Genomic DNA, 26,459 nt, shown 5'->3' with positions numbered 1-26,459 from the left:
ACTATTATTGGTGATAATAAGTAAAAATACACATACATAATGTATGTGTATTTTTACTTTGACTATTATTAAAAGAAATATTTAGTCTATGTTACATCTTTTCTAATATTTCTTGCCTTTCACACCATTTTGTTAGCTTTTCTAATGCTTTTTTAGATAAACGTTTTGTTTTATAATTACAAAACCTAGATAATGTAGACGGAGAAATACTCATTTCATCTGCTATTTCACGAATGCTTACCTTTTTTTCATTGTGTACTTTCAGTATTTGGTCACGGATCTTTTTCTCTATTTGCTCGACTGATTCTACAGTCTTCTTTATCTCTTTAACAACTGTTACTTCGGGTAATTGCTCTTGTGGTTCCTCTACAATCTTCTTTCCTATTACCCTATCCATTGACTGTAGCATTTCTTCAGGTGGCAAAATCGTTATTCCTAAGTTAGTGTAATAATTTTTAAACCAATTACGTTTCCCAATTTGTTGTTCATCCAGTGGGTCACTATACTCCCAATGAGAGATTACTTTTTCATTTTCTAAATCCATTAGAACGTTTTCTAACTGTTCTCTAATACGATTAGGCTTCCAATCTTTCGGGATATCCATTACTGCTAGCAGGCCTTTGTCCCCACCTATAGAATATGGCTTTTTCAATGATGAATACATTTGTCTAATTCTCCATTGCCATGTTAAGTATCGTATTAACCTTTTATGATATTTGTGTCTATAACTATTGTATTCAAGTGCTTTTTTAGACAATAATGCTGTTGTATTATTTGATCCGTATAAATAATTGGTTAAAAAGCTGCCTGGCTTAATACGACAAGATTCAATACCCATATATTCATTTGTAACACTATGTCTCCACAATACAACCGAATCTAATACAAATAATCGTTTAACAACCTCACGCTTTAATTCTAGTCGTTCCCCTTCATCTTCACGGTCATTTAATACTACGACTTCATTCTCATCATTTAAATAGATAAAAATACTTGCTAAAGCTGCAATTCTTTTTGCTATTTTAATTTTATCTTCCGCTCTATAGTATTCCTTATTTTTGACTACTGTTTTTGGAATGTTGCACATCTCTAAAACTTGCTCATAAGAAAAATCAATGAATTCGTCTGGAGATTTTGCTTCGTTTATCCATTGTATTGTAATTGCATCTAGACAATCTGCCGTTAAATCATCCATATTACTCATTACATCATCGACAAGAGTATTCCATCGAGCAGCTTCTTCTATATTAGTAAGTCTTAAATCTTCATCTTTGTGTGAAGAAAGCTGGGCTACACCATTAGAAGATTTTGTTTCAATAGGATATTGTAAAACCTTACTTAATTCATCTTCTTCAAATTGATTTTTTGCAATCCCATCTCTTAGCTTATAATAAACAGCAGAGTTATTTACCTCATAATAATCCTCATGGTTTACTATACTTGTCTCTTCTATATTTTGATCATTTTCTACTATTATGGAACTTGAAGAAGCTATATTTTGGAATTCTTTGTCTATAAATCCTTCAATTTCTTTATATATTTCTTCCTTATAGGAATCAATTTTGGCATAAATTTGTACTAATGTAGTACCGGATTCTTGTTTTTTCTCTAGCCAAGACACTAATGCAGTAAATGATGGGGAAGCATGAGGTGATGTGAGTACTTTATTATTATTGTTTTCAACATCTTTAAAATATGCATTCCACTTATTCCATACTAGCTCGTTAGTTTTATAAATTGGCTCAGAGATTAACAATGCATCTCGAAACATTTGTAATAAGTTATCCACTTTCTTTTCCTCCCTAAACCATGGATCACAATTAAATAATTCTCAGTATAAAAATCTTAACTACTATTATATTTAATTTATTGTAACAGATATTTACAAATTTTTGTTTCTTTCTTCTCTATTCTGCTTTTCTTGCATTCCTTTTGCAACTTTCTTTCCTGAACTTGCAACATGCGCTCTTTCTTTTCCCTATTTCTTCTTACTTGCATTTCTTTTGCGCCTTGCTTTCCTTAACTTGCAACATACTGCTCCTTCTCTTCCTTATTTCTAACTACTTGCATTTCTTTTGCGCTTTGCTTTCCTTATATTTCTCAACTTGCAACATACTGCTCTTTCTTTTCCCTATTTCTTCTTCCTACATTTCTTTTGCGCCTTGCTTTCCTTAACTCTCCAACTTGCAACATACTGCTCTTTCTTTTCCCTATTTCCCCTTACTTACATTCCTTTTGCGCTTTGCTTTCCATATATTTCTCAACTTGCAACATGCTGCTCTTTCTTTTCTCTATTTCCCCTTACTTACATTCCTTTTGCGCTTTGCTTTCCATATATTTCTCAACTTGCAACATGCTGCTCTTTCTTTTCTCTATTTCCCCTTACTTACATTCCTTTTGCGCTTTGCTTTCCATATATTTCTCAACTTGCAACATGCTGCTCTTTCTTTTCCCTATTTCTTCTTCCTACATTTCTTTTGCGCCTTGCTTTCCTTAACTCCTCAACTTGCAACAGGTTGTTCTTCCTCTTACCTATTTCTCCTTACTTACTTTCCTTTTGCGCTTTACTTTCCTTAACTCTTTAACTTGCAACAGGTTGTTCTTCCTCTTACCTAATTTCCTTTACTGACATTCTTTTTGCGCTTTGCTTTCCTTAACTCTTTAACTTGCAACATACTGCTCTTTCTTTTCCCTATTTCTTCTTACATTTCTTTTGCGCCTTGCTTTCCTTAACTCTCCAACTTGCAACAGGTTGTTCTTCCTCTTACCTATTTTCCTTTACTGACATTCTTTTTGCGCTTTGCTTTCCTTAACTCTTTAACTTGCAACATGCTGCTCTTTCTTTTCCCTATTTCTTCTTCCTACATTTCTTTTGCGCCTTGCTTTCCTTAACTCCTCAACTTGCAACAGGTTGCTTTTTTTCTTACCTATTTCTCCTTACTTACATTCTTTTTGCGCTTTGTTTGCCTTATATTTCTCAACTTGCAACACATTTGCTCTTTCTCTTACCTATTTCTAATCAACTTGCAACACGTTTGCGGTATCCTTTCCCTATCTCTTTCAACTTGCAACAGTATAATTTATTTCTCAACTAAGTAATTCTAAAAAAAATCATGTCATTTTAAAGTTTTTAAGCTATTTATCTCATATTTTTAATAAGTTACATACATAATATGCAACATGTTTGCGGTATCCTTTCCCTAACTTCCCTACCATTTTCACTCTAATCCTTTATATACCAAGGGTTTAGGTGCTTTTCTATTTACTTTTATACATATTACCCAACTTGCAACACGTTTGCGGTATGCATGCCCTTATTTCCCTCACAAGATGCAACACTGTTTGCGGTATCCTTTCCCTACTTTCATTCTATAAATGCCGACCAATCCTTTTATATCAAGGGTATTTATTACAATTCATTTTTAATGATTGCGTTCACTAACTTGCAACATGTTTGCGGTATCCTTTCCCTAACTTCCCTACCATTTTCACTCTAATCCTTTATATACCAAGGGTTTAGGTGCTTTTTCGCTTACTTTTATACATACCACACAACTTGCAACACGTTTGCGGTATCCTTAACACAAAAAAAAATCATGAAATTCTCTTATCCCTTGATACAACTAGCTTCATAAGCTGTTGCAAGTTGCTAATTTTCTTCTTAAAGGAGCACCTTTCATCATTTTTCGATTTGCTATAATCAAAATTGGTATATTTTATAGTATTTTGACATATATTTCTGAATTTGTAGAACGGAGGTGAAAAAGATGGGAAAATTATTTGTGATACGTAATCAACGTAGCTTAAATGGGAAAACAACAAACGCAGTTTTAGTAACACTCAAATCTTGGCAAAAGTTTGTGGAAACATTTGAGGAGAAATACTACAGCTATAAAGATACATATTTAGAAGATATTTTGCAGCACATGACATACGAAGAGCGTATTGCGGATGTAGAAGGTTTTGTTGAAAAAGCCAAACCATCTTTTTCACGTCGGGCAATGTCTACACTTGCAGAAAAAGCAGGACGAAAACATAAATTATACGGTATTACGAATGCTGATCTTGAAGTGTTCTTGTACTTACATAAAAAATGCTATACAAACGGCGTCATTCCAAATGTAACCATACATATGATGTGGGAAGATTACAAGCAATATAAAGAAGAATTTGCTTATATCCAACACTCTCAATTCTATATCGCATTAAAGAAATTAAACTTACATAACATTATCTCCATCGAAAATGGAGTAGATGGCCGTTATACAATCAAACTCACTCATTTTATGAATGAGGAAACAGAAAAAGCAAATCCGTACGTATATATTAGTCCTGTTGTATTTACAAAGGATTTCTTTAAGCTATCTGTAGCAGCTAAGAAGCTATTCTTAGACATCGCAATGCAACAACATACGGAAACAACATTAAAGCGTTCTTTAGACAAGCAGGACGAAAGAGGAAACAAAACTCACTTCGGTGGGATGTATCGTTTCTTACATAAAAAATATCCGCATCAGATCCGTGCAGTTATCGAGGAATTAACAACTGCATTACCATGTACGGGGAATCCCCTATTCAAAATTTGCAAAATGCAAAAAGGTGTAAAGCATACAAAACGATATACAACATTATATCTGTCTATCCATTCAGACTTCTTATGTTCGAAAGAAGCTGGAGAAGAACAACATAGGGATCCATTTACACCAAAAGCTACCTATGCTCGAAAAGCGAAATTTATCGAAGCAGTCCTACAAGAGATGAATATCGGTGAACTTTCTGCAGACATGAATAAATTCATTCATGTATTAAAGCATACTTGTCATCGTCAAATTCGCAGTGTAATTCACGGACTACGTGACATGGTTGATCGAAAAGAAGGATATCCAACGAAAATTGTATATACATTGAAGAAACTATTGCATCAAACATCTCAATATCAAATTCTCGATACAGCAGCAAAAGAAGGTATCTACCCTCTTATTGCGCAGCATATACCAAAAGAGAGAAATAGCGAACGTGAGCAAGCTATCTTTAATTTCGGCCTACATTATTCTATGTACTCTCTTCGTAACATTAAAAAGATGTTTAAAAATGTGCATGCATTATTGAAGCAGAAGTTTGCGGTACCAGTAACAGAAGAATCTTATCACCGTAATTATATAAAATACCAGGAAGAAACGTTATTTAGAAAATATGCATATGATCAGGGAGTGAATCTCCATGCATATATCGCTTTAGAAATTGAAATGCGTGAAAAACTAAAAGTTCGTGGTCATAAAGAACGCACAATTCCAAGTGATGTACGTGAATGGTTTATTGAAACAATTGATAAACTACCACAAGAACAACTGCGTGTGATTGAGCTACCAAAACAGTTTAATTTACTAGAGTTTATGCGTACCTTCGAACGCTTAGTACGTGCTGGTGTAACAATAACAGCTCCAGATCAGGTGCTACACGCAATGGAAATAAAATAATAGTAACGAGCTCTCTATTTTTGAAAAAATCGAAATTAGAGGGCTATTCGTAGTTGTTTCATTCATACTCTTTTTCTACTACTCTATTTATAAATACAAAATCAGAAGGACTTCATGTAAAATGAAGTCTTTTTTTATGCACTTCTATACAAATTCTCTTCTAGCACTATATAACTCTCCACATAGTGCCAGGGAGTATTCTTCTAATGTAATAAAACATACCTCATAATACCTACAAAAAATCAAAAATAAAATTATAAAAACAGTGGATATGAGGACAAATATACTCGAATGTGAATAGTATTTTTCTGACATCATTGTAACTACTAGTGTTGTTGTATATATCTAATAAAAATCATCAATAATAATGTGAGTTATGTGTAAATACTGAGTAATGTTAACAAATAACTACATTTTCTGAACAAAATGTGGATAATTGAACGTTAAATACTGCTTATTTACCAAAATAAAGTAAATGAAGCTTATTTCCATAGTTGAATAAATATAAAGTAATTTGTATCAATTTCTTTCCGATTTCATGTAGAAACATATGATTTTCTTTCTGCTTTTTTGTAGAATTGAAAGTCTTATAATTATTGAATCTACGGATACATTTTTTACTATTTATGATTTTTTACGTGCTAACATCAAATTTTCCCTTGTAGGAGTAGAGTTTCCCCCTATTTTTGATAACCTATAATAGTTTTATCTTTATTTCTTTTTAATATATAAGATATATATTTATAATAGATTTTATTATTAGTAGTATGAGTGTTAATAAAATGTCAGATCTAATCAAAAAAATTTAATAATGTCCATAGTATTTTTCTAAATGAAAAAAGCCTAATAGCTGTGCTAGTTATTCACATTATTTTTTAGTTGTAATATCTAAATATAAGCCCTCGTGCCTATTTATTTTAATATCTTTACTACAGTACAAGCGATGATAGTAAATTTTCTCTCATTACATATGTCTTGTAATGTTCTTAATACCATTTGTCCATTATGCATAAATTTAATTTGTTCGGATGTATTTAACTTTTGAATGTTTAGATATTCCATACAATTGCAATCATAGATCGTTTCCTTTAAATAAACCCCTATTGTTTCATGAGAAAAACGAGCACAAATTATGTGCTTTTTCATTTAGTGTACTATTAGCCTCCGATGTTCTATATACAAGTGATTCCTAACTTGAATGCAACACAAAAAGAACTTCTTCAAGTCGATTAAATATGTGCATAGCAAAATAAGCTATATATACACTAATCGGCTCAAAGAAGTCCTTTCACAATTGAAACAAGATGAAACTTGCTTATACAACTCAACTACAATAAAAAAAGGTGAAGCTCTTGATACAACTCCACCTTTTTAGTATACTTCCCTATTTTTTCGAAGAAACAGGATCCATTTTTAATGTTTTTATTCCTTCTTTTAATGTAAATGCATCTGCTCTTAATGTTTTCCAACTATCTTTTGCTGCATTCAGGTTAGGTTTTAAAAATTTAAATTTATTTTGATCTGCCTTTTGGGATGCTTTATCAATATGATTAAGTACTCCTGAATATTGAGAATCTAAATCATGCCATTGTGCTGACATATAGGTAAGAGCATTAATAGCTGATCCAATTGCATTTTGCATTTCAGCAATATTATTATACGCAACCCCAACTACACGATTTAATGTTATTTTATAGTCTACCGTTTGCCGTAATTGCGCTAATAACGGCTCTAACGTACCTAAATTATTTCTTGCTACCCCTATCATTACACCTCCAGCAATCCATGTAGGGATTGAGGGATATGATACAGTTATTATTCCATCCGATTCTACTTGTTTAAAATGTCTTATTTGCTCTAAAACATCATTTAGGCGTTTTTCATCTTCATCTATTCCAGATGCTTGATTTTTTAAAATCGATTGCAAGATATCTTTATGACCTCCAAATGCTCGGACATCTTCTCCAATACTATCTCTTAACTTAGCTAGTTCTTGTATTAAATTCTGTGTATATGCTTGGTTTTGTTTAATCTCACCTTGTAAATCTGTAATGCCTTCTTTTAATGTATCTGCATCTCCTTCATTAATTGCTTCTACTAATGTATCGTAATAATTGTCAAATGTGGTATCATACTCTACAATTCCTGTAAGGGTATCTAAAAGTTGTTTTTTTATGTGCGCATCCCATTTTGTAGCATGCTCTCTTGCATTCTTTTGATCTTGTGCAATTTGACTAGGTAGATTTGTATATCCTTTAATATCAATTCCTTCAAAGTTAACATCTGGATTATTAATTAACAAATAAGAGTAATCATTCATGGATTTTGCAAATACTCCAGCATCTTGCAAAGCTTTTTTCATCTTTTCGCTGTTTACAGAAAGAGATATATCTTCCGTACTCGTTTGTTCTATTTTACTTTCACTTGCAAAAGCAGCTACTGGTGAAACTACAGTAGTTGTTGTCAGGGTTAAAAACGTCGATACAGCAAGTAGTTTATAAGGAAAATTATTATTCACTTTAATTCCTCCTATGAATATATATTGATTTTTAGTTTGTTTTTTCTTGTTTAAAAGCAATGTCTTTGGAAATGAATTCTGCGTCCTTATGAATATCATTCCAACTTTGTTTAGCAGCTTTTAAATCGTCAGGTATTAACGAAAGTTTATGTTCTTGCATTTGATCGATATTATCATATAAATCTTTATAATTAGCCCCCATTTTATTCCATTGTTGCTGAATACTTGTTAGAGACATGATTGCTTGGTCCACTGTCTGATACAAATATGTTAGAGTGTCCTTGGTATTAGTAAGTGAAATAACCGCTTGATTAGCCAGATCAGCTTTCATACTTAATTCTCCGATTTTATTCGAAATTTCATTATAAGAATTCATATGATTAGATGCCTCGACACCAGCAGCTGTTCCTAAACCGATACCAGCGGCTCCTAGAGCTGTAAGACCACCCACAACAGCTGGTGTAGCTGTACCACCCGTCACAACAATTACTACCGCTCCTGCGATCGTTCCAATAACTAAAATAGCAGCTCCTAATCCACCACCAATTGACCAGGCTAATACATTATCAAAATGTGATTTCTGTGTAGAACGTAAATTCTCAATTTCGGCCTGAAGTTGTGGGACTAGTGCTTGTTTTCCCGCTAATATAGCCGTCAATCCGCCCTGTCCATCTGGACCACCAACATTATTTTTAAAATCTACAGTATTTGTATACAACTTTGTTTTAAAAGCCTCTAACATCTTAATGACTTCCGTAACATCATTTGAATTTGTATGAATTGTATCGATTAAATCCCCTATTCCTTCTTTGAGGCTCACCTTATCTTTCTTTTTTACAGTGTCTACTAATGTGTCGTAATAGTTTTGAAATTGCTCATCATAATTTACAATATTACGTGCTGTTTTTTGAATGTGTGGCTTCGCTGTATCTAACCAGTAATTTGCATTGATTCGTGACAGTTCCTGATTTAGGTGAATATTTTTGATTAATTCTCCTCCTCCGGAACCTAAATCAATATTGGATAAATTTACATTCGGTTGCTTAATCATAGTTTTTGCGTACAAATCCATTACAAGAATATGAGAGCCTGTTTCAGCCAACGCTTTCTTTAATCCATCAGGTCCTAACGCATAATTTTCTATTTTCTGTTCCTGAGCTGTCTGTTCTTGTGCAAGTGCATGAATAGTACTACCATTCGTAGCAGTTATAACCGTTGCTAAAGTGGCTAAAGTTATAACCTTAAATGGAAATTTCATCATTTGATCTCCTCCTTATTTTCAGTTGCAATATAATCCTTTTGATAAACCTATGTTCTTAATATTAGAATTTATAAACTTGTTCTTCGAGTTGAGTTGTTACACTTTTTAATCGTCTTAATGTATCTTTTTGAGACTGAGTGCTATTGGCATCAACTTCAGTCGATAATTTTGTAATACTATTATTTATTAGATCCAAATCCTCTTTGTAACGTTTCATTAGCTCAATTTCTCCATCTACTTGGTTAGCAAATGTATGCAAATCATTTTGCATGAAAAGAATCATTGATTTTTGTAAATCCGCTACAGTTAATTTAGTTGTTAAGTCATATAATTTCTGATTTTGTTTCTCTAAATCATTTAAATATGCACGTTGCTCTGCTGTTAGTTTATTAATTTCAGCAAAAGTATTATATGTTTTTTTTATTTTTTCAGGATCAATCACTTTCATAAGATCATACTCTTTCGTTTTTGTAACTGCAGCTGCAGCGATTTCACCTTTTTTACTTTTCTCTATTGCTTCACGTGCTTCTTTTTTGGCAGCCTCAATTTCTATAGCTGATTTTCCCTTTTCTTTTGCTTCTTGCTCTGCTTTCTTCTCTGCGTCTACAATAGCATTGTTTATTTCTTTTCCTTTGTTATACGCTACTACTGCTGTTTGAGCAGCCGGTTCAATGATATCTTTCGATAGACTATAAATTTCTTGGAATACCTTTAGCCCTTGTTCATTTAAGGCTCCTGGTAATAATGCTATTTGCTGTAAATCATTTTGAATTGATTTTTTTGTATCTAGCATTTCATTTTTTAACTTATCTATTTTTCCTGTTCCCTCTGAATTAAGGACACTCTGTGCTTTTGCCACATCAGTATCAAGATTTTTCACCTTTTTATCTACCTGTAGTTTTAGATCTGTTAACTCATTAATTTGACGTTGCACACTTTCTTGGTTTGTTATGGTCATGTCTTGAAGGACTTCCAGTCTATCTGTAAACCCTTCTTTATCTTCCTTATTATCTACAAATCCTTTTAATGTTGGATAATAACTATTAAATTTAGTTACAAATCCTTTACTTTTTGAATTTAATAGAATTAATTTGGGATAAAGTTCGGATGACCACTCTTTCATATCTTGTTTAATTAGAAATTGAGTTGTATTTAAAGATGGAACTTCTACAAGTTGTACATTCGGACTTGCTAAGGCTCCATCGATAAAGGTTTGTGTTAATTTGGAGTGTGCACCTATTTTTCGTAACGCTGAGGAAATATCTATATTATCTTGTTTTGTTTCTGCTTGAACGATTGGCGTTGCGAGAGTATTGATAGGAATAGTCGCCCCGGTAGCAATTGATGTTATTAAAAATCCTGTAATAATTTTATTCTTCATTCCTTACACCTCTTCACTATTGTTTTTTACAAGTTTTGATCGTAAATGTTGTACAACCTAACGTTAGGATTTCTTCACACACACTTGAGGATAAAAAATTTTTCAAAAGAGTAAGTGCATCTCGTTTTTTTCTTTATTTTTAATAGAATATAAGGTTCTTACTTCTCCCCCATTTTAATCACTATATTTTTTATAAGTAAACTAGAAAATCGCATATAATATGTTTGATTATTCTGACATTAAATCTTTTGTTTTTTCCTAATTATATTCAAAAAGTTTTCATAATAGTATCACTTCAGGAATTGATACCATTTCACTGCTATAATCAAAGATAAAATTTGTTGGTATTACTGAATCTTAATAAAGTCCATACGAAAAAATGTTTTTGATATAACTTTATGGGATTTTATGTATTATGTACTTTATATGAATATGTACAATTGCATACTTATATAAAGTACTATCCTTGAATAACATACAAGGCAGTCACCGTACATCCCTATAAACTTAAGAGTTTGTACTCCAAAAGTGTAAAAAGTTATCATTTCTAAAATTTAACTAGAAAATAAGATGTTTTTTATCTATCTTTCAATTCAAGATGAATTACAACTATTTTTTAAAATTTGTTCGAACTGGAGAATACAACCAAATTAATCTAAATAATATAGTGGCGAAGGTCTTTCTAAGAAAGAACTCATACTAAAAATGAAATAACTTTATTGCTACTTCACAATTCCTTAATTGGCCTTTCCGTTCAGATTTTTTTCGAACTATAAAAATATCCCTTTAGATAAACAGATCCTAAGGGACAAAACGTCGAGACTTTATTCAAAACATTACGCCTCTTTTATAAGCAATGTCATTTTATTTAAAAAACGACATTAAAAATAATCTTCAAATCCAGGAGCATAACTTTGCCGCAAACAAAAAGAACCATAAGTTTTCCAAAACGTTATCAAGACCTAAATTATAAAAAGCTTTAAAAATAAAGGAGAACACATATTAGTCATATACAATATGTGTTCTCTTTTTATCTGCTATTAATAAAAGCACCCGTTAACTTAATTAGAAAGTGCAATTAAACAGTAATAGTACCATTATTCCACCATTCAATAAATGTTTTTAATGATGGGGCAACCCACGTTCTGCTATCGTTTTCATGATTCCAAACATATACATCATCTTTTTGTATGGCTCCATTTAATATTGCATACCCAAATAAGTCACCATTTCCTCCATCTGCAAAAAACAACAGACAATCAAAAGGCATATACAAATCTTTAAAATCGTTAAAACTTCGTAAATTCAGGTTCTCTTTAAGAATTTGTTCAATTGACCAAATGAAAAGACAATCGTATTCATCGAACACTCCATTGGTTTCATTTAATAGACTGGATAAGTCATTAGGTAATTCAACATTAAGTTTTTCTTTGATTTGGGATATTTCATCTTTAGTTGCAGGAACTTTAAATTGAAAATCTGTTGAAACATTACTGATAAAAGTCTTCCACATAGTCCGTATCCTTTCTTAACCCCTTTTTCTGTTCGCATGTTCATTTTACCTAATTGTCTTTTTTACACTGTCTACCTAAAGAGGATAATATCGATCATTACTTTGATTAAGTCCTTTTGTTTATATATATTTATTTTTAAACCGTCGTTTACAGCAGATTAACTACTACCTGTCTTTCTATCCACTTATCTAGCTTATTTTTCGTATCATCATTTAATCGTTTTCTTTTACCGGATAACATCCTTGAAAGTGTTGAATACGAAATATCTATTTCTTTCGCTAACTCACGAATACTTTTATTATTCTTCTCTTTATACGTGTTCATCTTTTCAATATAAAACTCAATACTATTAGGGGGTTCTTGATTTACTATACTTATTGGCTTCTCTTCAATTACCGGTGGCTTTTCTTCCATCTCAATGACCAATGGTGCTTGCTGCTTACTTTTCTTAGTAATCAACTCTTGTTGTAATTTAACAAGTTCATTTGTAGGAGAAATGCTTACTTTTAATTTTAACCAGTAGTTTTCAAACCAGTTTTTTCCCTTACATTTTTCTTCATCAATTTCGGGAGAGTATTTCCACTCTTGAATTACTTGGTCGCTCATAAGGTCATCTAAAGTCTTTTCAAAAACTTGTCTTATTAAACTTGGTTTTCTATTCATGCTTATCTCCATTACTTGTAATAACCCTTTAGGACCACCAATACTATAAGAATGTGTTAAATGTTGATAGGATTGTTGAATGCGCCAACGCCAACTTAGATATCTGGTTAATCTTTTGTGATATCTCTGTTGCTTGCTATTATACTCTAGGGCTTTTTTTGATAATAAACCTGTTAGCTTTTCAGATCCATAGAGATATTTTGATAAAAAGCTTCCTGGTGTAACGTTCATACTCTCTATTCCTAATGTTTTATCCGTATCAATATCTTTTGCAATGATAATTTCATCCATTACAAATAACCTTCGAATTCTTTGCTTTTTATAAGTTAGGCTTTCATTTGGATCTTTTTCATTTAATATCACGATCTCATTATCTTCATTGACATAAATAAAAATACTAGCAAGAGCAGCTAATCGCTCCATAATTTTTAATCTGTCTTCTTTTCGATAATAAGCCTTACCATTTTTGATTTGTTTCATATTACACATATCTAATATTTGTTCGTAATGTACAGGCACAATAGTCTTATCATTTTCCGCACTCTTTACCCAAAGTTCAGTTACAATATCGAGGCAGTCCGCCGTCAAATCGTCCATTACTCTTGTTAAAAAAGTAGAATCAATCAGTGTATTCCATCTTTTTAATTCTTTCCTTTGTAATTTCATATCACCATCATCGTGTGACGATACTACCACTAGACTATTTTGTTTATCCTGTAATTGAGCAATCCGTACATTCTTATCTTGGTCATCTGTAAACTTATTCTTAGCAATAGTGTCTGATAAGTGGTACATAAACCCTGCATTACTTCGTTCTATATAATCACTCTTAGCCTCTGAATGTACAGGTAATTCTTTTGCGATAATAGGCAGTTTAATTCCAAACTCCATATATAAGTCATCTCTTAGACATTCAAAAATTTCTTCCCTATGATTTTCTAGTTTTGGAAGAATGCCTATCCCTGATAATCCTAAAGCTTCCTTTTTAGAAACCCATTTTACTAGCCTTTCGAAAGTCTGTGATGAATAAGATGAGTTATAAATTTCCTGTAGATCTCTTTCTACATCTTGATAGAATTGTTGCCATTTATTTAAAACCTTTTCACTTCCCTCAACTCCAGTTAAAAGAGGGTAAGCTATATATAAGGTGTTTTGAAATAGTACTTTTAACTTCTCCACTAATAATCCTCCTAATTGCTTCTAATACAATTATATCAATTGCTACTAATCATTCATACCATGTTAATTCTAATATATTTTAATGTCGTAAAAAGATAGCATACATAGAATACAACCATTAATTATTATGTATGTGACGGTTTTATTTAGTGCTTTTATAGACTCAGCTTTTCTTTCAAAAGAAATGTGGGGATTTGTACTATTAATAATTTTAATTTCAATTTTGTTTCCATATATTTTTAACATTTTAACTTTTGCTAGAAATAGATGGACTAAATTAGTTTATTTTAAATTTTGTTTTGAGCAGATTTTAGATGAAAGAGAGAGTGAATGATTAAACGTATAAGAGATTGTGAACTCTTTATTTACAGTGTTTTCAATGTATACTTTTATTATATAAATTGAGGATATCAGGGGGTTCGGAGAGAAGTTAATATTTAAGGGGATTTGAAGGTAAACTAATAATAAAAAGTTTACATTGGAAAATAAGAAAAAGAAACTGGTTTTTAAGGTTCTTTTTCTTATTTTGATAATATTTGTATCTTATTGTAGTTAATACATCTTTTAATTAGTTTATTGGAATTTATAGTTAAAGAGGGTGATTGAACATGACAGTGCGAAAAGAAAAAGTAACTAGGCGGGTTGTTTGTAGGAAATGCAAATCTGATCAAATAGTTGGTAATAAACGTGGTTATAATTTTAAAAGGATGTTTTTAATTCTGTATCTTATGTTAGCTACACGTATAGCTATTGGAATAGTTCCTCGACATTCTCCACTTCAGGATATGGCTGCATTTGTTGGTTTTTTAATGATGCTCCTAGGGGCACCGATAACTTTATTCAGTGGATTTATTGGTAGAAAAAATATTGTCAATGGTTGTATGAATTGCGGACATACATGGATGCCTAAAAAATAGAATGTCTATAGATCAAAAAAGAAAAGACAGCTGATTGATTGCTGTCTTTTTGCCTATTTTTGAGTAATAAATTAAAGTTTCTTAATTATTACTTGTTCGCCATCCTTCATAATGTCCTGTCCATGAATTTTTACTTACTTCAGTTACTCCTTTTAAATACCAAGTTACTCCATTCCACTCTTTTACAGTGGGTATTTCCCCTTTTGATTTGTAACCAGGAAAGTCTTGTTTTTCTTTTTTCTTAACAAAACTTTTTTTATTATCAATTGTTTTTAATTTTACACTTGTATCAGTAGGTGTTTCCGCAAATACTCCTCCAGCACCAGATAACATAATTCCAGTTGCTAATGTTCCAATTATTACTTTCTTAAACATGAAAAATCCCCCTTTTTTGGAATGAATATTACATAAATAAGAATACCATATTATTTGTATTTTCTAACATTTTAATTTATTTATAAATATTTAGTTTAATATTCAAAATATATAATTTATTGTGAAAGGTTTTAAAAATAATTAGTCCTATTAGTAGTGGATCTCAAGTGAATAATTGGAAGAAAACTAAATTATTTATAGGGTTAGAAGTATAGAATCCAAGCTTTTTCAACCTAAATTTATATTGAAAAGTTTACATAAAGGAATAAGCAAAAGAACCTGGTTTTTAGGCTTCTTTTGCTTATTTTCCAATAGTCTCTTTTTGTTTACTTCTTCGTTTTGACGATCATGGAGATTATAGTGTTCAAAATGTGTTTGGATTTACCTTTATAATTATTGTATTTTTAGGATTTCCTGTAACAATATTCAGTGGATTTATTGATAGAAAGAACATTGTCAATGGTTGCATAAATTGTGGACATACGTGGATGCCTAAAAAATAGAATGTTATAGGTGTCAAGAAAGAAAAGACAGCTGATTTATTGCTGTCTTTTTCCTTTCCTCGAGTGATAATTGAAAGTAAATCTTTATTGATTTTTGGGTTTTGAAATTACTAAAAATAGAATTGTATATAGTACCGTTCCTAGTATTACTATCAATAAGGACATTGAAATATCTGAAAGGATGCTAACCCAATCTTTATTTTAAATATATTTGATAATGTCTTTATAAAATATTAAGTTCATAAGGATAAACATTGGTAGACTCCAAAATAAAAAAATATTAAATAAATGGAAACTAATATTCAAGAATTAACTTTCGTATTTGTAATAGCAACAATACACTTAGTTTTTATTAGTTTGTAAACCCTTTTCACTAAATGGAAGTAAAACATGCAACATCTTTCCCATCTTGCGTACCCTTAGTCCAAAACAAGCAACATCATTCTCAACTTACGTACTATTCCACTAGAATAAGCAACACTAAACATTTAAATTATTTAATTTCAGGTGAAAAAGAAGCAACATTCTTCCCATCTTGCGTACTTTTTTTCTAAATAAGCAACGTTTTTCCCAAGTCGCGTACCTATCTTATTAGTGAAATCAGCCATAAATGCTGTTATATCAGGTGATCTAAGATGTTAAATCACAAGCAATTTATATATTACACAAAAATTCTTTCCCAAGTCGCGTACCCATTTTCCTGAAAAAGGAGCAACACCTTTCCCAAGTTGCGTACCAAAAATCAATTGAAATATCAATAAAGTATTGATATTAAAGGATTTCTCCTTTTCTCATTAAATAGCATCATACAAGAAAAGAGCAACATTCCTTCCCAAGTCGCGTACCAAAAATAAAAATAACAATTTTCTCTATCCCTTGTCGCTCTAAGGCCCATAAGGTGTTGCCTTTTTTGAAATTCTCTCTTAAAGGGCACATTTTTACAAAATTCGATTTGCTATAATCATAATTGGTATATTTTATAGTATTTTGACATATATTTCTGAATTTGTAGAACGGAGGTGAAAAAGATGGGGAAATCATTTGTGATACGTAATCAACGGAGCTTAAATGGGCAAACAACAAACGCAGTTTTAGTAACACTCAAATCTTGGCAAAAGCTTGTGGAAGCATTTGAGAAGAAGTACTACAGTTATAAAGATACTTATTTAGAAGATATTCTACAGCACATGACATACGAAGATCGTATTGCTGATGTGGATGGATTTGTCGAAAGAGCCAAACCATCTTTTTCACGTCGCGCAATGTCTGCACTTGCAGAAAAAACGGGAAGAAAGCATAAATTATACGGCATTACGAATGCTGATCTCGAAGTGTTCTTATATATACACAAGAAATGCTTTACTAGTGGTGTCATTCCCAATGTAACCATACATATGATGTGGGAAGATTACAAACAATATAAAGAAGAATTTGCTTATATCCAACACTCTCAATTCTATATCGCTTTGAAAAAGTTAAGCTTACATAACATTATCTCCATTGAAAATGAAATTGATGGTCGTTACACAATTAAACTCACTCATTTTCTGAATGAGGAAACAGAAAAAGCAAATCCGTACGTATATATTAGTCCTGTTGTATTTACAAAAGCTTTCTTTAAGCTATCTGTAGCGGCTAAGAAGCTATTCTTAGATATCGCAATGCAACAACATACAGAAACAACGTTAAAGCGTTCATTAGATAAGCATGACGAAAGAGGCAATAAAACCCACTTCGGCGGGATGTATCGTTTCTTACATAAAAAATATCCGCATCAAATCCGTGCGGTTATCGATGAATTAACAATTACATTACCATGTTCGGGTAGTCCCCTATTCAAAATTTGCAAAATGCAAAAAGGTGTAAAGCATACAAAACGATATACGACATTATATCTGTCTATTCATTCAGACTTTTTATGTACGAAAGAATCTGGAGAAGAACAATACAGGGATCCGTTTACACCAAGAGCTACCTATGCTCGTAAAGCGAAATTCATTGAATCACTTCTACAAGAAATGAATATCGGTGAACTGTCTGCAGACATGAATAAGTTCATTCATGTCTTAAAGCATACTTGTCATCGTCAAATTCGCAGTGTCATTCGTGGGCTTCGTGATATGGTTGATCGAAAAGAAGGATATCCAACGAAAATTGTATATACATTGAAAAAATTATTGCATCAGACATCTCAATATCAAATTCTTGATACAGCAGCGAAAGAAGGTCTCTACCCTCTTATTGCGCAGCACATACCAAAAGAGAGAAATAGTGACCGTGAGCACGCTGTCTTTAATTTTGGTCTACATTATTCTATGTACTCTCTTCATAACATTAAGAAGATGTTTAGAAATGTACATGCACTACTGAAGCAGAAGTTTGCAGTACCAGTAACAGAAGAGTCTTATCACCGTAATTATCTAAAATACCAGGAAGAAACGTTATTTAGAAAATATGCATATGATCAGGGAGTGAATCTCCATGCATATATCGCTTTAGAAATTGAAATGCGTGAAAAACTAAAAGTTCGTGGCCATAAAGAACGCACAATTCCAAGTGATGTGCGCGAATGGTTTATCGAGGCAATTGATAAGCTGCCACAAGAAAAACTTCGTGTGATTGAGCTACCAAAGCAGTTTAATTTACTAGAGTTTATGCGTACCTTCGAACGTTTAGTACGTGCCGGTGTAACAATAACAGCTCCAGATCAGGTGCTAACCGCAATGGAAATGAAATGATAATAACAAGCTCTCTATTTTTGAAAAAATCGAAAGTGGAGGGCTATTCGTGTTTGGTTTATTCCCCCCTTTTCTACTACTCTATTTATAAATACAAAATCAGAAGGACCCCATGTAAAATGGAGTCTTTTTTTATGCATTTCTATACCAATCCTCTTCTACCTATAATAAAATTTCCACACTACACATTAAATATTCTTTACGTGTAGTAAAATATCCAATTTTATATCTACAAAAAATCAGAAGAATATTAATAAAAAAAGTGAATATGAGGACAAATATGATCAAATGTGAATATTATTTTACCAATATTGTTGGGGATACTAGTGTTATTGAATTTATCTAATGAAAATCATCAATAATAATGTGAGTTATGTGTAAATACTGTGTAATGTTAACAAATAGCTACATTATCTGAACAAAATATGGATAATTGGACGCTACACACTGCTTATTTACCAAAATAAAGAAAACATGTCCTATTTTAAAGGTTGAATAAATATAATGTGATTTGTATCAATCTCTTTCCGGTTTTATGTAGAAACATATAATTTTCTTTCTGCTTTTTTGTAGAATTGAAAGTCTAATAATTATTGAATCTACGGATACATTTTCTACTATTTATGATTTTTTACGTTCTAATATCTAATTTTCCCTTGTGAGAGTAGGTCTTTTCTCTATTTTTGATAGCCTATAAAAGTTTTATCTTTACTTCTTTTTAATATATAAGATATATATTTATAATAGATTTTACAATTACTAATATGATTATTAATAAGATGTCAGACCTAATTGAAAATATTTGTAAAAACCGTTATAATAATGGTAATTAAACATATCATTACTCCCATGTAAAAGGACAAATCTATGAAGCCTTATTAGGACTAGATTTGTCTTTTTGTCATTGAAAATAAAAAACAACATATAAAAAAGGAAAAGGGTTGTTTGTCCGTTTTCCTTTTTTATATGCCAGCAACCGAGCGCAGCAAAGGGCGGTAGCAGGTCTTTCACTTATTTTTTGTTATAATATATAATAAGAATTTAGGTGATTATAATGATCAAGGGTATTAGTTTAGAAGTAGCATTAGAAGCATTTTCTGCTTATTTAGCAGAAAATGGACGTAAACAATCTAGGGTTGAACGTTATAATTACGATATTAAAGGTTTTTATAAGTGACTAAGAGTAATTGAGAAACTCCTACATATCAAATCATGGAGTGAACTATCTAAAGAAAATTATTAGGAGTATTTCTATGAGCTAGAAAACAAGACACAGAATATGGCGGTTCTTAAATAAACTGAACATGTTTAAACTTCAGTATATAGTTTTCACCTCTCCTTAATTCCTGATCAATCACTAAGTGATAAGGATTTTATAATCGAAGCAGAAAAAAACTATTAAAACAAACTATACTTTCAACAAAAGGATTAACAGAAAGACAAGTTAAATACCGCCCTCTTATTATGGATAGAAACGCTTTTATAATAGATTTAGTAGTAAACTATGGGTTGTCCTTACAAGAGCTTGTATCGCCTAATATGAGCCATATACAGCTTGCTCTTTAATTGTTCCAGGAGAAAATGGTGTAACTAGGTCTGTTTCCTTAACCAAGGAAGATACAAAGCATCTTTACAAATACTATATAACTATTCCTGAACATGTAAGGCTTAGACGGTATACAGATAATCCTTTGTTTATAGCATTTAATTTTAATCAGGGAACATATCGTTGAGTTTACGAAAAAGATGCGCCAAAGGCTTTGTCTGAGGTTGCAATACAAAAGATGATTCGACTTGAATTAAAACGTGAAGGGTTGAATAGACGTATCTTGGCGCAGCAAATGCGAAATACATTCATTGTTTGTCTTATTAGGCAAGGCTCTTAATTACTGTTATCACGAGAGGTTTAGAAGTGTATAAACAAGCGATTAGCTGCTTATATATCTGTATTAGCCTAGATATTTTGTAATGTCAGTGAGATATCAGCAATCATAGAAGTGTTTCTACTCCAACCTAGGAAGCCAAGATATCAATAGGTTTTGTACGGTTCTCTAGCAGAATCTCAGCAATTGTATTACATAATAGTGACAACGGACTATCTTTTCCACACTTTAACCTACAAAACAACAATCTCGAGATAAATTGACTTTTTTCATTTCCTCTTTAATTTCTCTATAAGTATTCATCATTATATAACTTGCCCCTTCTTTTTTACATAGAAAAAGAGAGTCCCTTGCTATAGGAACCCTCTCTTATGCATATCCTCTATTTTTAATCAATCACAATTTCATGTATATTTAGCTTGTTTAATTTTTCATTATAGAAACTCATTACTTTTTGAGCATGTTGAGCCATTAATCCATCTTGGACAGTAAGTGCTTCAAAATACGGATAACAAATGTTTGTAACATAACCATTCAGCTGCACGTATTGTTCTAAAATCAATGAGAACTCCTCATCTAATTTAAGACAAGATTTGTGCAGCATTAAAAGGTTATGAGTTTTAGGGGCTGTTCTAATGTTTAGTGTAAGAAATCCTTTTAGAGGTTTCCCAACACATTGTTGACTATGGTAACAAATAACTGAGGCAGGGAAAGGTTTCATGTGAGTTAAGTACCTAGCAGAATCTAAAATAGATTTTGCAATGAATAGCAACTCTTCTAGATCCTCAGTATTTTTCATATAAAACTTGCCCCCCTAGTGCAATTTTGTATTCCATGGTTACATTACGGTTAGCACGTTCTTGAAACTCTTCAGGTCCATATACTAAAATATCAACTGGTGTTTCCATCACATCGTAAATACCCCAATTGATAAGATTAATCACTTCTCTTTTTCTTGTTCCTACACCATCCACAATAATACAAAGATCAAAATCACTATCTTTATTTGGTGTACCATAAGCATGAGAGCCAAAAAGGATAATTTTTTGGATAGAAGACACGGTCTCACAAATTTTTTGTACTAATAGGTTTAGCTCTCTTTGTACTTCCTCGTTAATTCAAATCACCCCTTGGAAAATAGAATTATATTGACGTTTAAGTATATTATATATGCGCTTCTCTTCTCCTTACTATTACATATTTATTTTCATATTGTGCCCTTATTTCTCAACGTCCTTCAATGCTTAATAACATTTGTAAACCTTCTTGAAGTCTTGTTAGAACCCATCATCACAGATACCTTATTCCTTAACTTTATGAAGGACGAAAGTCCAAAGGTAAGTGAAAGTTAAATTAGGGGTTACTTGTAATAGAATGCTTTGTTCCTCTGTAGTTGTATATGAAGCAATGTTCTGTATGTAAATACATCTAAAGATTACCTTTCCAGTGGTCTTTAGATGTACTCCGCAATTTAAGTTTTTTAGAAAGCCTTTGTTTTTAATAATGATATCTTGGAGGTAGTGGCTGTGGATTGAGTTCTACAAAAGTACCAGGAAGTAGTGGTTGCGGGTTGAGCTGTACAAAAGTATTCCATGACCCATATGGAATATACTGCATAGGATTTGGTGTAAATGATGTATATACCTGTAGATGACAACACGGAACTATATGCATTAATATTTCATCTCCTTCAAAATAATAATTCGTTCATGACAACTTATGTATTTTAGATTTAAGTAAAGTAGTAATACTGCCTAATTTTTAAAAATAGTTAAATCCAATTTACTAGGACAAAAATACATTCATACAATGAATATATTTTTGGATGAGAGGGGATATTTTATGGGATTTGAACCAAAAGACACAGTCTTAAAAATTGCTGAATTGGATAATATCCGCTTAACTAAAATATACTTTGCCCCAGGCTGGATTGTATTCAACAGTAGTACTGGAGATAAAAGCGATGTTTTTATGTCTATATCTAACGTTACTGGTACAGTTATGCTAAATTCTGATAAGAGTAGTCAAGTTAGTTTTTCATACATCCTAAATAACAACAGGACCCTCTTGGGGGAAGTAGTGTGGAATCCGGTTTTTAAGATTCTTTATTTAACCAAAGATGGAGGGTTCCTTACTGAATGGCGGGATATTGTATCACCTGATTGTAGGTTAAAGAACTATACTGTCACGCACACGTGGACTATTCCACGCAATATTTATGATGACTTTGGGAAAATTCGTACTTTTCTTAGTACCTCCTCAGCACCTTGGTATCCTTGTCCTAGGTAACAAAAATTATTAGTCAGATTATAAAAAATAGGATGTCTCAATTTTAAATTATTGGCTTTTATCGCTAAAAATTTAATAAACTGTCATCTAAAAAGAAACTCTAGGTTAGTCAATAATTCGTATAGGGTGCAGTTTCTATTTCATTTACAATATTTATTATACATGCTTCTCTGCAGTGTAATAAAAAAGACATTGAACAAATACGTTTAATGTCTTTTTCCCTCTAATATACTTGCCTTTTTTATCTTGTATTTATATACCAAGTAACTGCTTCTTTTTGGCGTTAAACTCATCTTCTGTAATAACACCCATATCACACAGCTCTTTGAATTTCTTTAATTCGTCTGCTGTTGATATTGGAGCAGATACTGCTTGTGGTTGAGCTTCAGTAGGTTTGCTTTTTAAAGCATCTAGAACTTGATGGATATGATTATTAATGGATTTTGCTGAATCTTTATCTAACGCAACTTTGATCTTTTCTTGCGGAGTATCAATTGTTAGAAAGCCTAACCACATCCCTATTTCAAAAGATATATCATTTATCTTTTCATGATCTACTGCTTTGAATTTTTCACCAGTCATTGTTTTTTGTCCGAACATAATGCGTTTATTACTTATGGCGTAGGCATAATAACCATCATGCTTTGTTGTAGATTGATAATCGTGCATTCCGATATAAGTCATATGAATTTTTTCGCCATTCATCAAGTTATCTTCTAATACCTTGAAGTGTTTTACACCCCACTTTTCATTAAAGCCAGAACCGAATGTATTATCTATACAGAATTGATACATTCCTTCAGCGCATGACAATGGATCCTCAGCAAGTTTTGCTACCTTTGCATCGATTGTAGCTTTCAATTCTTCGATAGTGTCCGTACTTACACTTACAACACCCAAGCCACCTGCTTTATGAAAGCAATCTGGGCATAGCCATGCATCAGATTTTAGTATTTTATAACGATTTAAACCAACCTTTATATCACAAACACCACATACTGCCTTTTTAAAAAAAACCATAATTTTCCCTCCAGTTATATATATCGAATAGTAGCAAACAAACCTAACGTTCTACGGAATATTATAATTTACAAATATAAGTATAACACACCTAAAACACTATAGGATGCCAAACAAAGCCTTAACCATTTGTTCCTCTATAGTTTAAAAAGAAAAAAGACATTGAAACAAACTGTTCAATGTCTTTTTTTCTTTTTAAATGTTTGTATACTCAAAGTATAATTTTTCTGGTTTTCCATATATGTTAATTTCATTTTGATATAGGACAGCTAATGGCTGAGACATCTCAATGCTTTCCGCATAGGATAATGAAGCAGTTGCTTCTATTTTTTCTTTAATCTCATTAGGAATGGCTGAGTAAGATAAGTTATTCATTTTACTTCCTAGTTTAGTATCTGTAGCAGCTTCATAATAAATTTCGGTAATTAAGACTTCATTATCATCTGGATTATACATGTATCCTCGATTAACTGTAATCATATTATATAACTCCTCTCAAGTTTCATATTCTAATTCCTTGTGCTTTTAGCATTGCAACAAGTACTTTACATATTTAAATTTCCTTGTTCTTCCCTTCCAAATGCCATTATGAATTAATAGTTATTATCTTACTTCATCGTCAAATTTTGAAGTTTTCAACAATATAAAGAGGCGATAAAGGTTTTATTTTATAGATAGTAAGTTCATAACTTTTAACGTATTTATTAATTTTTTTCTTTTGAAAGGTTTAAATGATACCCCCTATTGATAATGTTGGCATATCCAAAGTAATTGCATGTTCATATTTCATCATAAATATCCTCTCTTCTAAATAAAAAGCACGAAATATGTGCGTTTTATCCATATTTTTTATGCTATACTCTGTAAAAATTCATATAATCTCTCCTCTAAATTAAACAAAAAGCACAAAATTTGTGTTTTCTCATTTAGCATACTTTTAGTCCTGAAGGTTTATGTATAAGTGATTCCTAACTCGAAGACAACACAAAAAGGACTTCTTCAAGTCGATTAAAATGTGCATAGCAAAATAAGCTATATATACACTAATCGGCTCAAAGAAGCCCTTTCATAATTGAAACAAGAATACAACTTGTTTCTAAAACTCAACCACAACACATAGGGTGTGGGAATAGACGGAATCAATTAAACAATAAATATAGATTTATATTAAACCATTTTTATATTATATTCAATTGTTTTCAATAGAACAGGGATAAGAAGGAAGTTTATATGCAGATCCCACATGTATTGTATAATAATGCCCCTAAATCGCCTGCTATAAATCCCCTCTTATATTCAGGCCCTGGTGTTACTTCATGTACTGTATTTCAAAATATAGTTTTTCGGGCTTTTGATTTTGAACTAAATAACAAAGTATTTCCTTAATATTTTTTTCTTCTACTTCAACATTTTCCATATAGGTCATACTTTCGTTTTCCTGGACCTTTTCAAAAATAGCAATAGGTACTTTAACTGGATCAAATATCCCCATTTTACTGCCTAACTTTTTTTCTGATGTACCATCATAGAAAATTTCATTTACTATTACCTCATTATTATCAGGATCGTACATGTACCCTCTTTGTATACGTAGCAATATAGTACTCCTTTCTTGTATATTCCTCCAATGAAATAACTATATTTGTATATAATGTTATTTTATTAACAGGTATCAAAGAATATTATTTCGCAAAATCCTTGCTTTGTATAGAGGTAGATACAGGATTATTAATTTTGTTAAGTTTTTTTGAATATTCCAAGCTAATTATAAAATAAACAAGCCACCCTTGAAGCGAAAGCTTGTAAGGTGGCTTAGTTTTCTATAAATAGCTTTGTATCTAATTGTTTAATCTCCCCTTCTGCAAGAGGTTGATAAAAAGCGTGTTGTAATCCTTGAAAATGTAAAGATTCCCCTATGCATAACAATACTTTACCAGGAATTAAATCAAGTAATAGTTCATTATTAATTTGCTTTGCTTGTTTTTTAGTAGAAACATAAATAACTAAGATTGTAGGGTTATTCCCTAAGTCCTGCATAATAACATCTTTTCCTGACTCTACAAAAGTCTTCCATCTAGCAATTATTCGTTTTAATCGATCCTTTTGATCAGATAATAAGGTGGAGTATACAACAAAGTTAAATTTACGTTCTTTTCCTCCATTTATTATAAAACTTAAAGAAGGGGTAAAAACCCCTTTACTAATAGATGGATGCATAATATGACCTAAAAATGAAGGAGCGTAGCGTAAATGACAAAGTAGGTCTATGTCATGCCAATAACGCAGGTGAACATATTTACCATGATTGTCAAGACGCTCTGGGGCAAAGAAGAACATATTTCCTTGCCAGTATTTTAGTAGTTTAAATCCATTATTGGATAAGGTATATGTTTCTTCAAAGATTTCCATATCAAAAATTTCTACTTGCCATTTTTCGATAAATTGATAGTAAAGTAATCCTTGAAGTGCATTGTTAATTTTCTTCCGCGAAAATTTATTCTTGAATAGATATAATAAATGATTAAACCGAACGGATGTATGAACACCAATAAAATTGAGTATAGCATATTGTTCCTCTGTTAAAAGCTGCTTAAACTTAACTAATTCGTCATAAGAGTGGAATATATAGGTTTTATCCAAATCATGTATCCGATATATTTGAAGTCCTTGTATATCCTCACTTGATAAATGAGGAATAGAAGGAATATAAGTAGACATTTGTTTCTCTATTGTACGCATAA

The 26,459-nt window shown here is 31.6% G+C and carries 17 protein-coding genes and 1 pseudogene; 5 read left to right on the top strand and 13 right to left on the bottom strand.

Annotation, left to right across the window (positions count from 1 at the left end):
• Window positions 1-91 precede the first annotated feature (91 nt).
• Window positions 92-1,789, bottom strand: a complete 1,698-nt coding sequence (locus D1166_RS20095; RefSeq protein ID WP_000369384.1) for a helix-turn-helix domain-containing protein — start codon at window positions 1,787-1,789, stop codon at window positions 92-94.
• A 1,978-nt stretch (window positions 1,790-3,767) separates the two neighbouring features.
• Between D1166_RS20095 and D1166_RS20085 the strand changes: the two genes are divergently transcribed.
• Window positions 3,768-5,477, top strand: coding sequence for a hypothetical protein (locus D1166_RS20085; RefSeq protein ID WP_098339883.1), 1,710 nt, complete (start codon window positions 3,768-3,770; stop codon window positions 5,475-5,477).
• A gap of 1,384 nt (window positions 5,478-6,861) precedes the next feature.
• Here D1166_RS20085 and hblA read toward each other — a convergent pair.
• The 5 genes from hblA to D1166_RS20060 form a co-directional block, all read right to left on the bottom strand.
• Entirely contained in the window at window positions 6,862-7,995 is a 1,134-nt protein-coding gene (gene hblA / locus D1166_RS20080) for a hemolysin BL binding component B (RefSeq protein ID WP_001063467.1), read from the bottom strand.
• Window positions 7,996-8,026: 31 nt separating this feature from the next.
• Entirely contained in the window at window positions 8,027-9,256 is a 1,230-nt protein-coding gene (gene hblD / locus D1166_RS20075; protein ID WP_097861746.1) for a hemolysin BL lytic component L1, read from the bottom strand.
• Window positions 9,257-9,317: 61 nt separating this feature from the next.
• Window positions 9,318-10,637, bottom strand: coding sequence for a hemolysin BL lytic component L2 (gene hblC / locus D1166_RS20070; RefSeq protein ID WP_097861747.1), 1,320 nt, complete (start codon window positions 10,635-10,637; stop codon window positions 9,318-9,320).
• A gap of 1,078 nt (window positions 10,638-11,715) precedes the next feature.
• On the bottom strand, window positions 11,716-12,150 hold the full coding sequence (locus tag D1166_RS20065) for an SMI1/KNR4 family protein (RefSeq protein ID WP_097861748.1): 435 nt from the start codon (window positions 12,148-12,150) through the stop codon (window positions 11,716-11,718).
• A 148-nt stretch (window positions 12,151-12,298) separates the two neighbouring features.
• Entirely contained in the window at window positions 12,299-13,993 is a 1,695-nt protein-coding gene (locus tag D1166_RS20060) for a helix-turn-helix domain-containing protein (protein WP_097861749.1), read from the bottom strand.
• A 608-nt stretch (window positions 13,994-14,601) separates the two neighbouring features.
• On the opposite strand from D1166_RS20060, the gene D1166_RS20050 reads away from it, so the two are divergent.
• Entirely contained in the window at window positions 14,602-14,910 is a 309-nt protein-coding gene (locus D1166_RS20050; RefSeq protein ID WP_118043406.1) for a hypothetical protein, read from the top strand.
• 81 nt (window positions 14,911-14,991) lie between these two features.
• On the opposite strand, the gene D1166_RS20045 is transcribed toward D1166_RS20050, so the two are convergent.
• A complete protein-coding gene (locus D1166_RS20045) occupies window positions 14,992-15,285 on the bottom strand; it encodes an LCI fold-containing protein (protein ID WP_000475236.1) in 294 nt (97 codons plus the stop codon).
• A 1,531-nt stretch (window positions 15,286-16,816) separates the two neighbouring features.
• Between D1166_RS20045 and D1166_RS20030 the strand changes: the two genes are divergently transcribed.
• Together D1166_RS20030 and D1166_RS31850 are read left to right on the top strand one after the other, a co-directional pair.
• Window positions 16,817-18,526 (top strand): hypothetical protein, encoded by a 1,710-nt coding sequence (locus tag D1166_RS20030; RefSeq protein WP_098283926.1) that lies wholly within the window; start codon window positions 16,817-16,819, stop codon window positions 18,524-18,526.
• A 1,054-nt stretch (window positions 18,527-19,580) separates the two neighbouring features.
• Window positions 19,581-20,406: pseudogene (locus D1166_RS31850) on the top strand (integrase); the annotation flags it as partial.
• A gap of 391 nt (window positions 20,407-20,797) precedes the next feature.
• Here the strand turns inward: D1166_RS31850 and D1166_RS20005 are convergent.
• Window positions 20,798-21,208, bottom strand: coding sequence for a HEPN domain-containing protein (locus D1166_RS20005; protein ID WP_118043405.1), 411 nt, complete (start codon window positions 21,206-21,208; stop codon window positions 20,798-20,800).
• Window positions 21,195-21,527, bottom strand: a complete 333-nt coding sequence (locus D1166_RS20000) for a nucleotidyltransferase domain-containing protein (protein WP_097855951.1) — start codon at window positions 21,525-21,527, stop codon at window positions 21,195-21,197. The genes D1166_RS20005 and D1166_RS20000 overlap by 14 nt, the downstream gene beginning before the upstream one ends.
• A 724-nt stretch (window positions 21,528-22,251) precedes the next feature.
• Between D1166_RS20000 and D1166_RS19995 the strand changes: the two genes are divergently transcribed.
• Window positions 22,252-22,698: a hypothetical protein gene (locus D1166_RS19995; protein WP_000505330.1), complete on the top strand. Its 447-nt coding sequence runs from the start codon at window positions 22,252-22,254 to the stop codon at window positions 22,696-22,698.
• A gap of 252 nt (window positions 22,699-22,950) precedes the next feature.
• Here D1166_RS19995 and D1166_RS19985 read toward each other — a convergent pair whose 3' ends face one another.
• The 4 genes from D1166_RS19985 to D1166_RS19970 form a co-directional block, all read right to left on the bottom strand.
• Entirely contained in the window at window positions 22,951-23,718 is a 768-nt protein-coding gene (locus tag D1166_RS19985; RefSeq protein WP_000231143.1) for a PH domain-containing protein, read from the bottom strand.
• Window positions 23,719-23,913: 195 nt separating this feature from the next.
• Window positions 23,914-24,198: a hypothetical protein gene (locus tag D1166_RS19980; RefSeq protein ID WP_097842789.1), complete on the bottom strand. Its 285-nt coding sequence runs from the start codon at window positions 24,196-24,198 to the stop codon at window positions 23,914-23,916.
• A gap of 829 nt (window positions 24,199-25,027) precedes the next feature.
• Entirely contained in the window at window positions 25,028-25,315 is a 288-nt protein-coding gene (locus D1166_RS19975) for a hypothetical protein (protein ID WP_002183131.1), read from the bottom strand.
• A 215-nt stretch (window positions 25,316-25,530) separates the two neighbouring features.
• Complete coding sequence (locus D1166_RS19970) at window positions 25,531-26,457, bottom strand: hypothetical protein (RefSeq protein ID WP_001259114.1); 927 nt, start codon at window positions 26,455-26,457, stop codon at window positions 25,531-25,533.
• Between the last annotated feature and the right edge of the window lie 2 nt (window positions 26,458-26,459).

Source organism: Bacillus sp. ISO11 (genome assembly GCF_003458115.1).
Lineage (GTDB): Bacteria > Bacillota > Bacilli > Bacillales > Bacillaceae_G > Bacillus_A > Bacillus_A cereus.
This window is presented reverse-complemented; position numbering and strand designations above follow the sequence as displayed.

Excerpts from the sequence above, each read along its gene's own strand:
- D1166_RS20030 (WP_098283926.1), top strand. The coding sequence starts at position 16,817 with ATGGGGAAATCATTTGTGATACGTAATCAACGGAGCTTAAATGGGCAA.
- hblD (WP_097861746.1), bottom strand. The coding sequence starts at position 9,256 with ATGATGAAATTTCCATTTAAGGTTATAACTTTAGCCACTTTAGCAACG.
- D1166_RS20065 (WP_097861748.1), bottom strand. The coding sequence starts at position 12,150 with ATGTGGAAGACTTTTATCAGTAATGTTTCAACAGATTTTCAATTTAAA.
- D1166_RS19980 (WP_097842789.1), bottom strand. The coding sequence starts at position 24,198 with ATGATTACAGTTAATCGAGGATACATGTATAATCCAGATGATAATGAA.
- D1166_RS20085 (WP_098339883.1), top strand. The coding sequence starts at position 3,768 with ATGGGAAAATTATTTGTGATACGTAATCAACGTAGCTTAAATGGGAAA.
- D1166_RS19995 (WP_000505330.1), top strand. The coding sequence starts at position 22,252 with ATGGGATTTGAACCAAAAGACACAGTCTTAAAAATTGCTGAATTGGAT.
- D1166_RS19985 (WP_000231143.1), bottom strand. The coding sequence starts at position 23,718 with ATGGTTTTTTTTAAAAAGGCAGTATGTGGTGTTTGTGATATAAAGGTT.
- D1166_RS20050 (WP_118043406.1), top strand. The coding sequence starts at position 14,602 with ATGACAGTGCGAAAAGAAAAAGTAACTAGGCGGGTTGTTTGTAGGAAA.
- D1166_RS20005 (WP_118043405.1), bottom strand. The coding sequence starts at position 21,208 with ATGAAAAATACTGAGGATCTAGAAGAGTTGCTATTCATTGCAAAATCT.
- D1166_RS20045 (WP_000475236.1), bottom strand. The coding sequence starts at position 15,285 with ATGTTTAAGAAAGTAATAATTGGAACATTAGCAACTGGAATTATGTTA.
- D1166_RS19970 (WP_001259114.1), bottom strand. The coding sequence starts at position 26,457 with ATGCGTACAATAGAGAAACAAATGTCTACTTATATTCCTTCTATTCCT.
- hblC (WP_097861747.1), bottom strand. The coding sequence starts at position 10,637 with ATGAAGAATAAAATTATTACAGGATTTTTAATAACATCAATTGCTACC.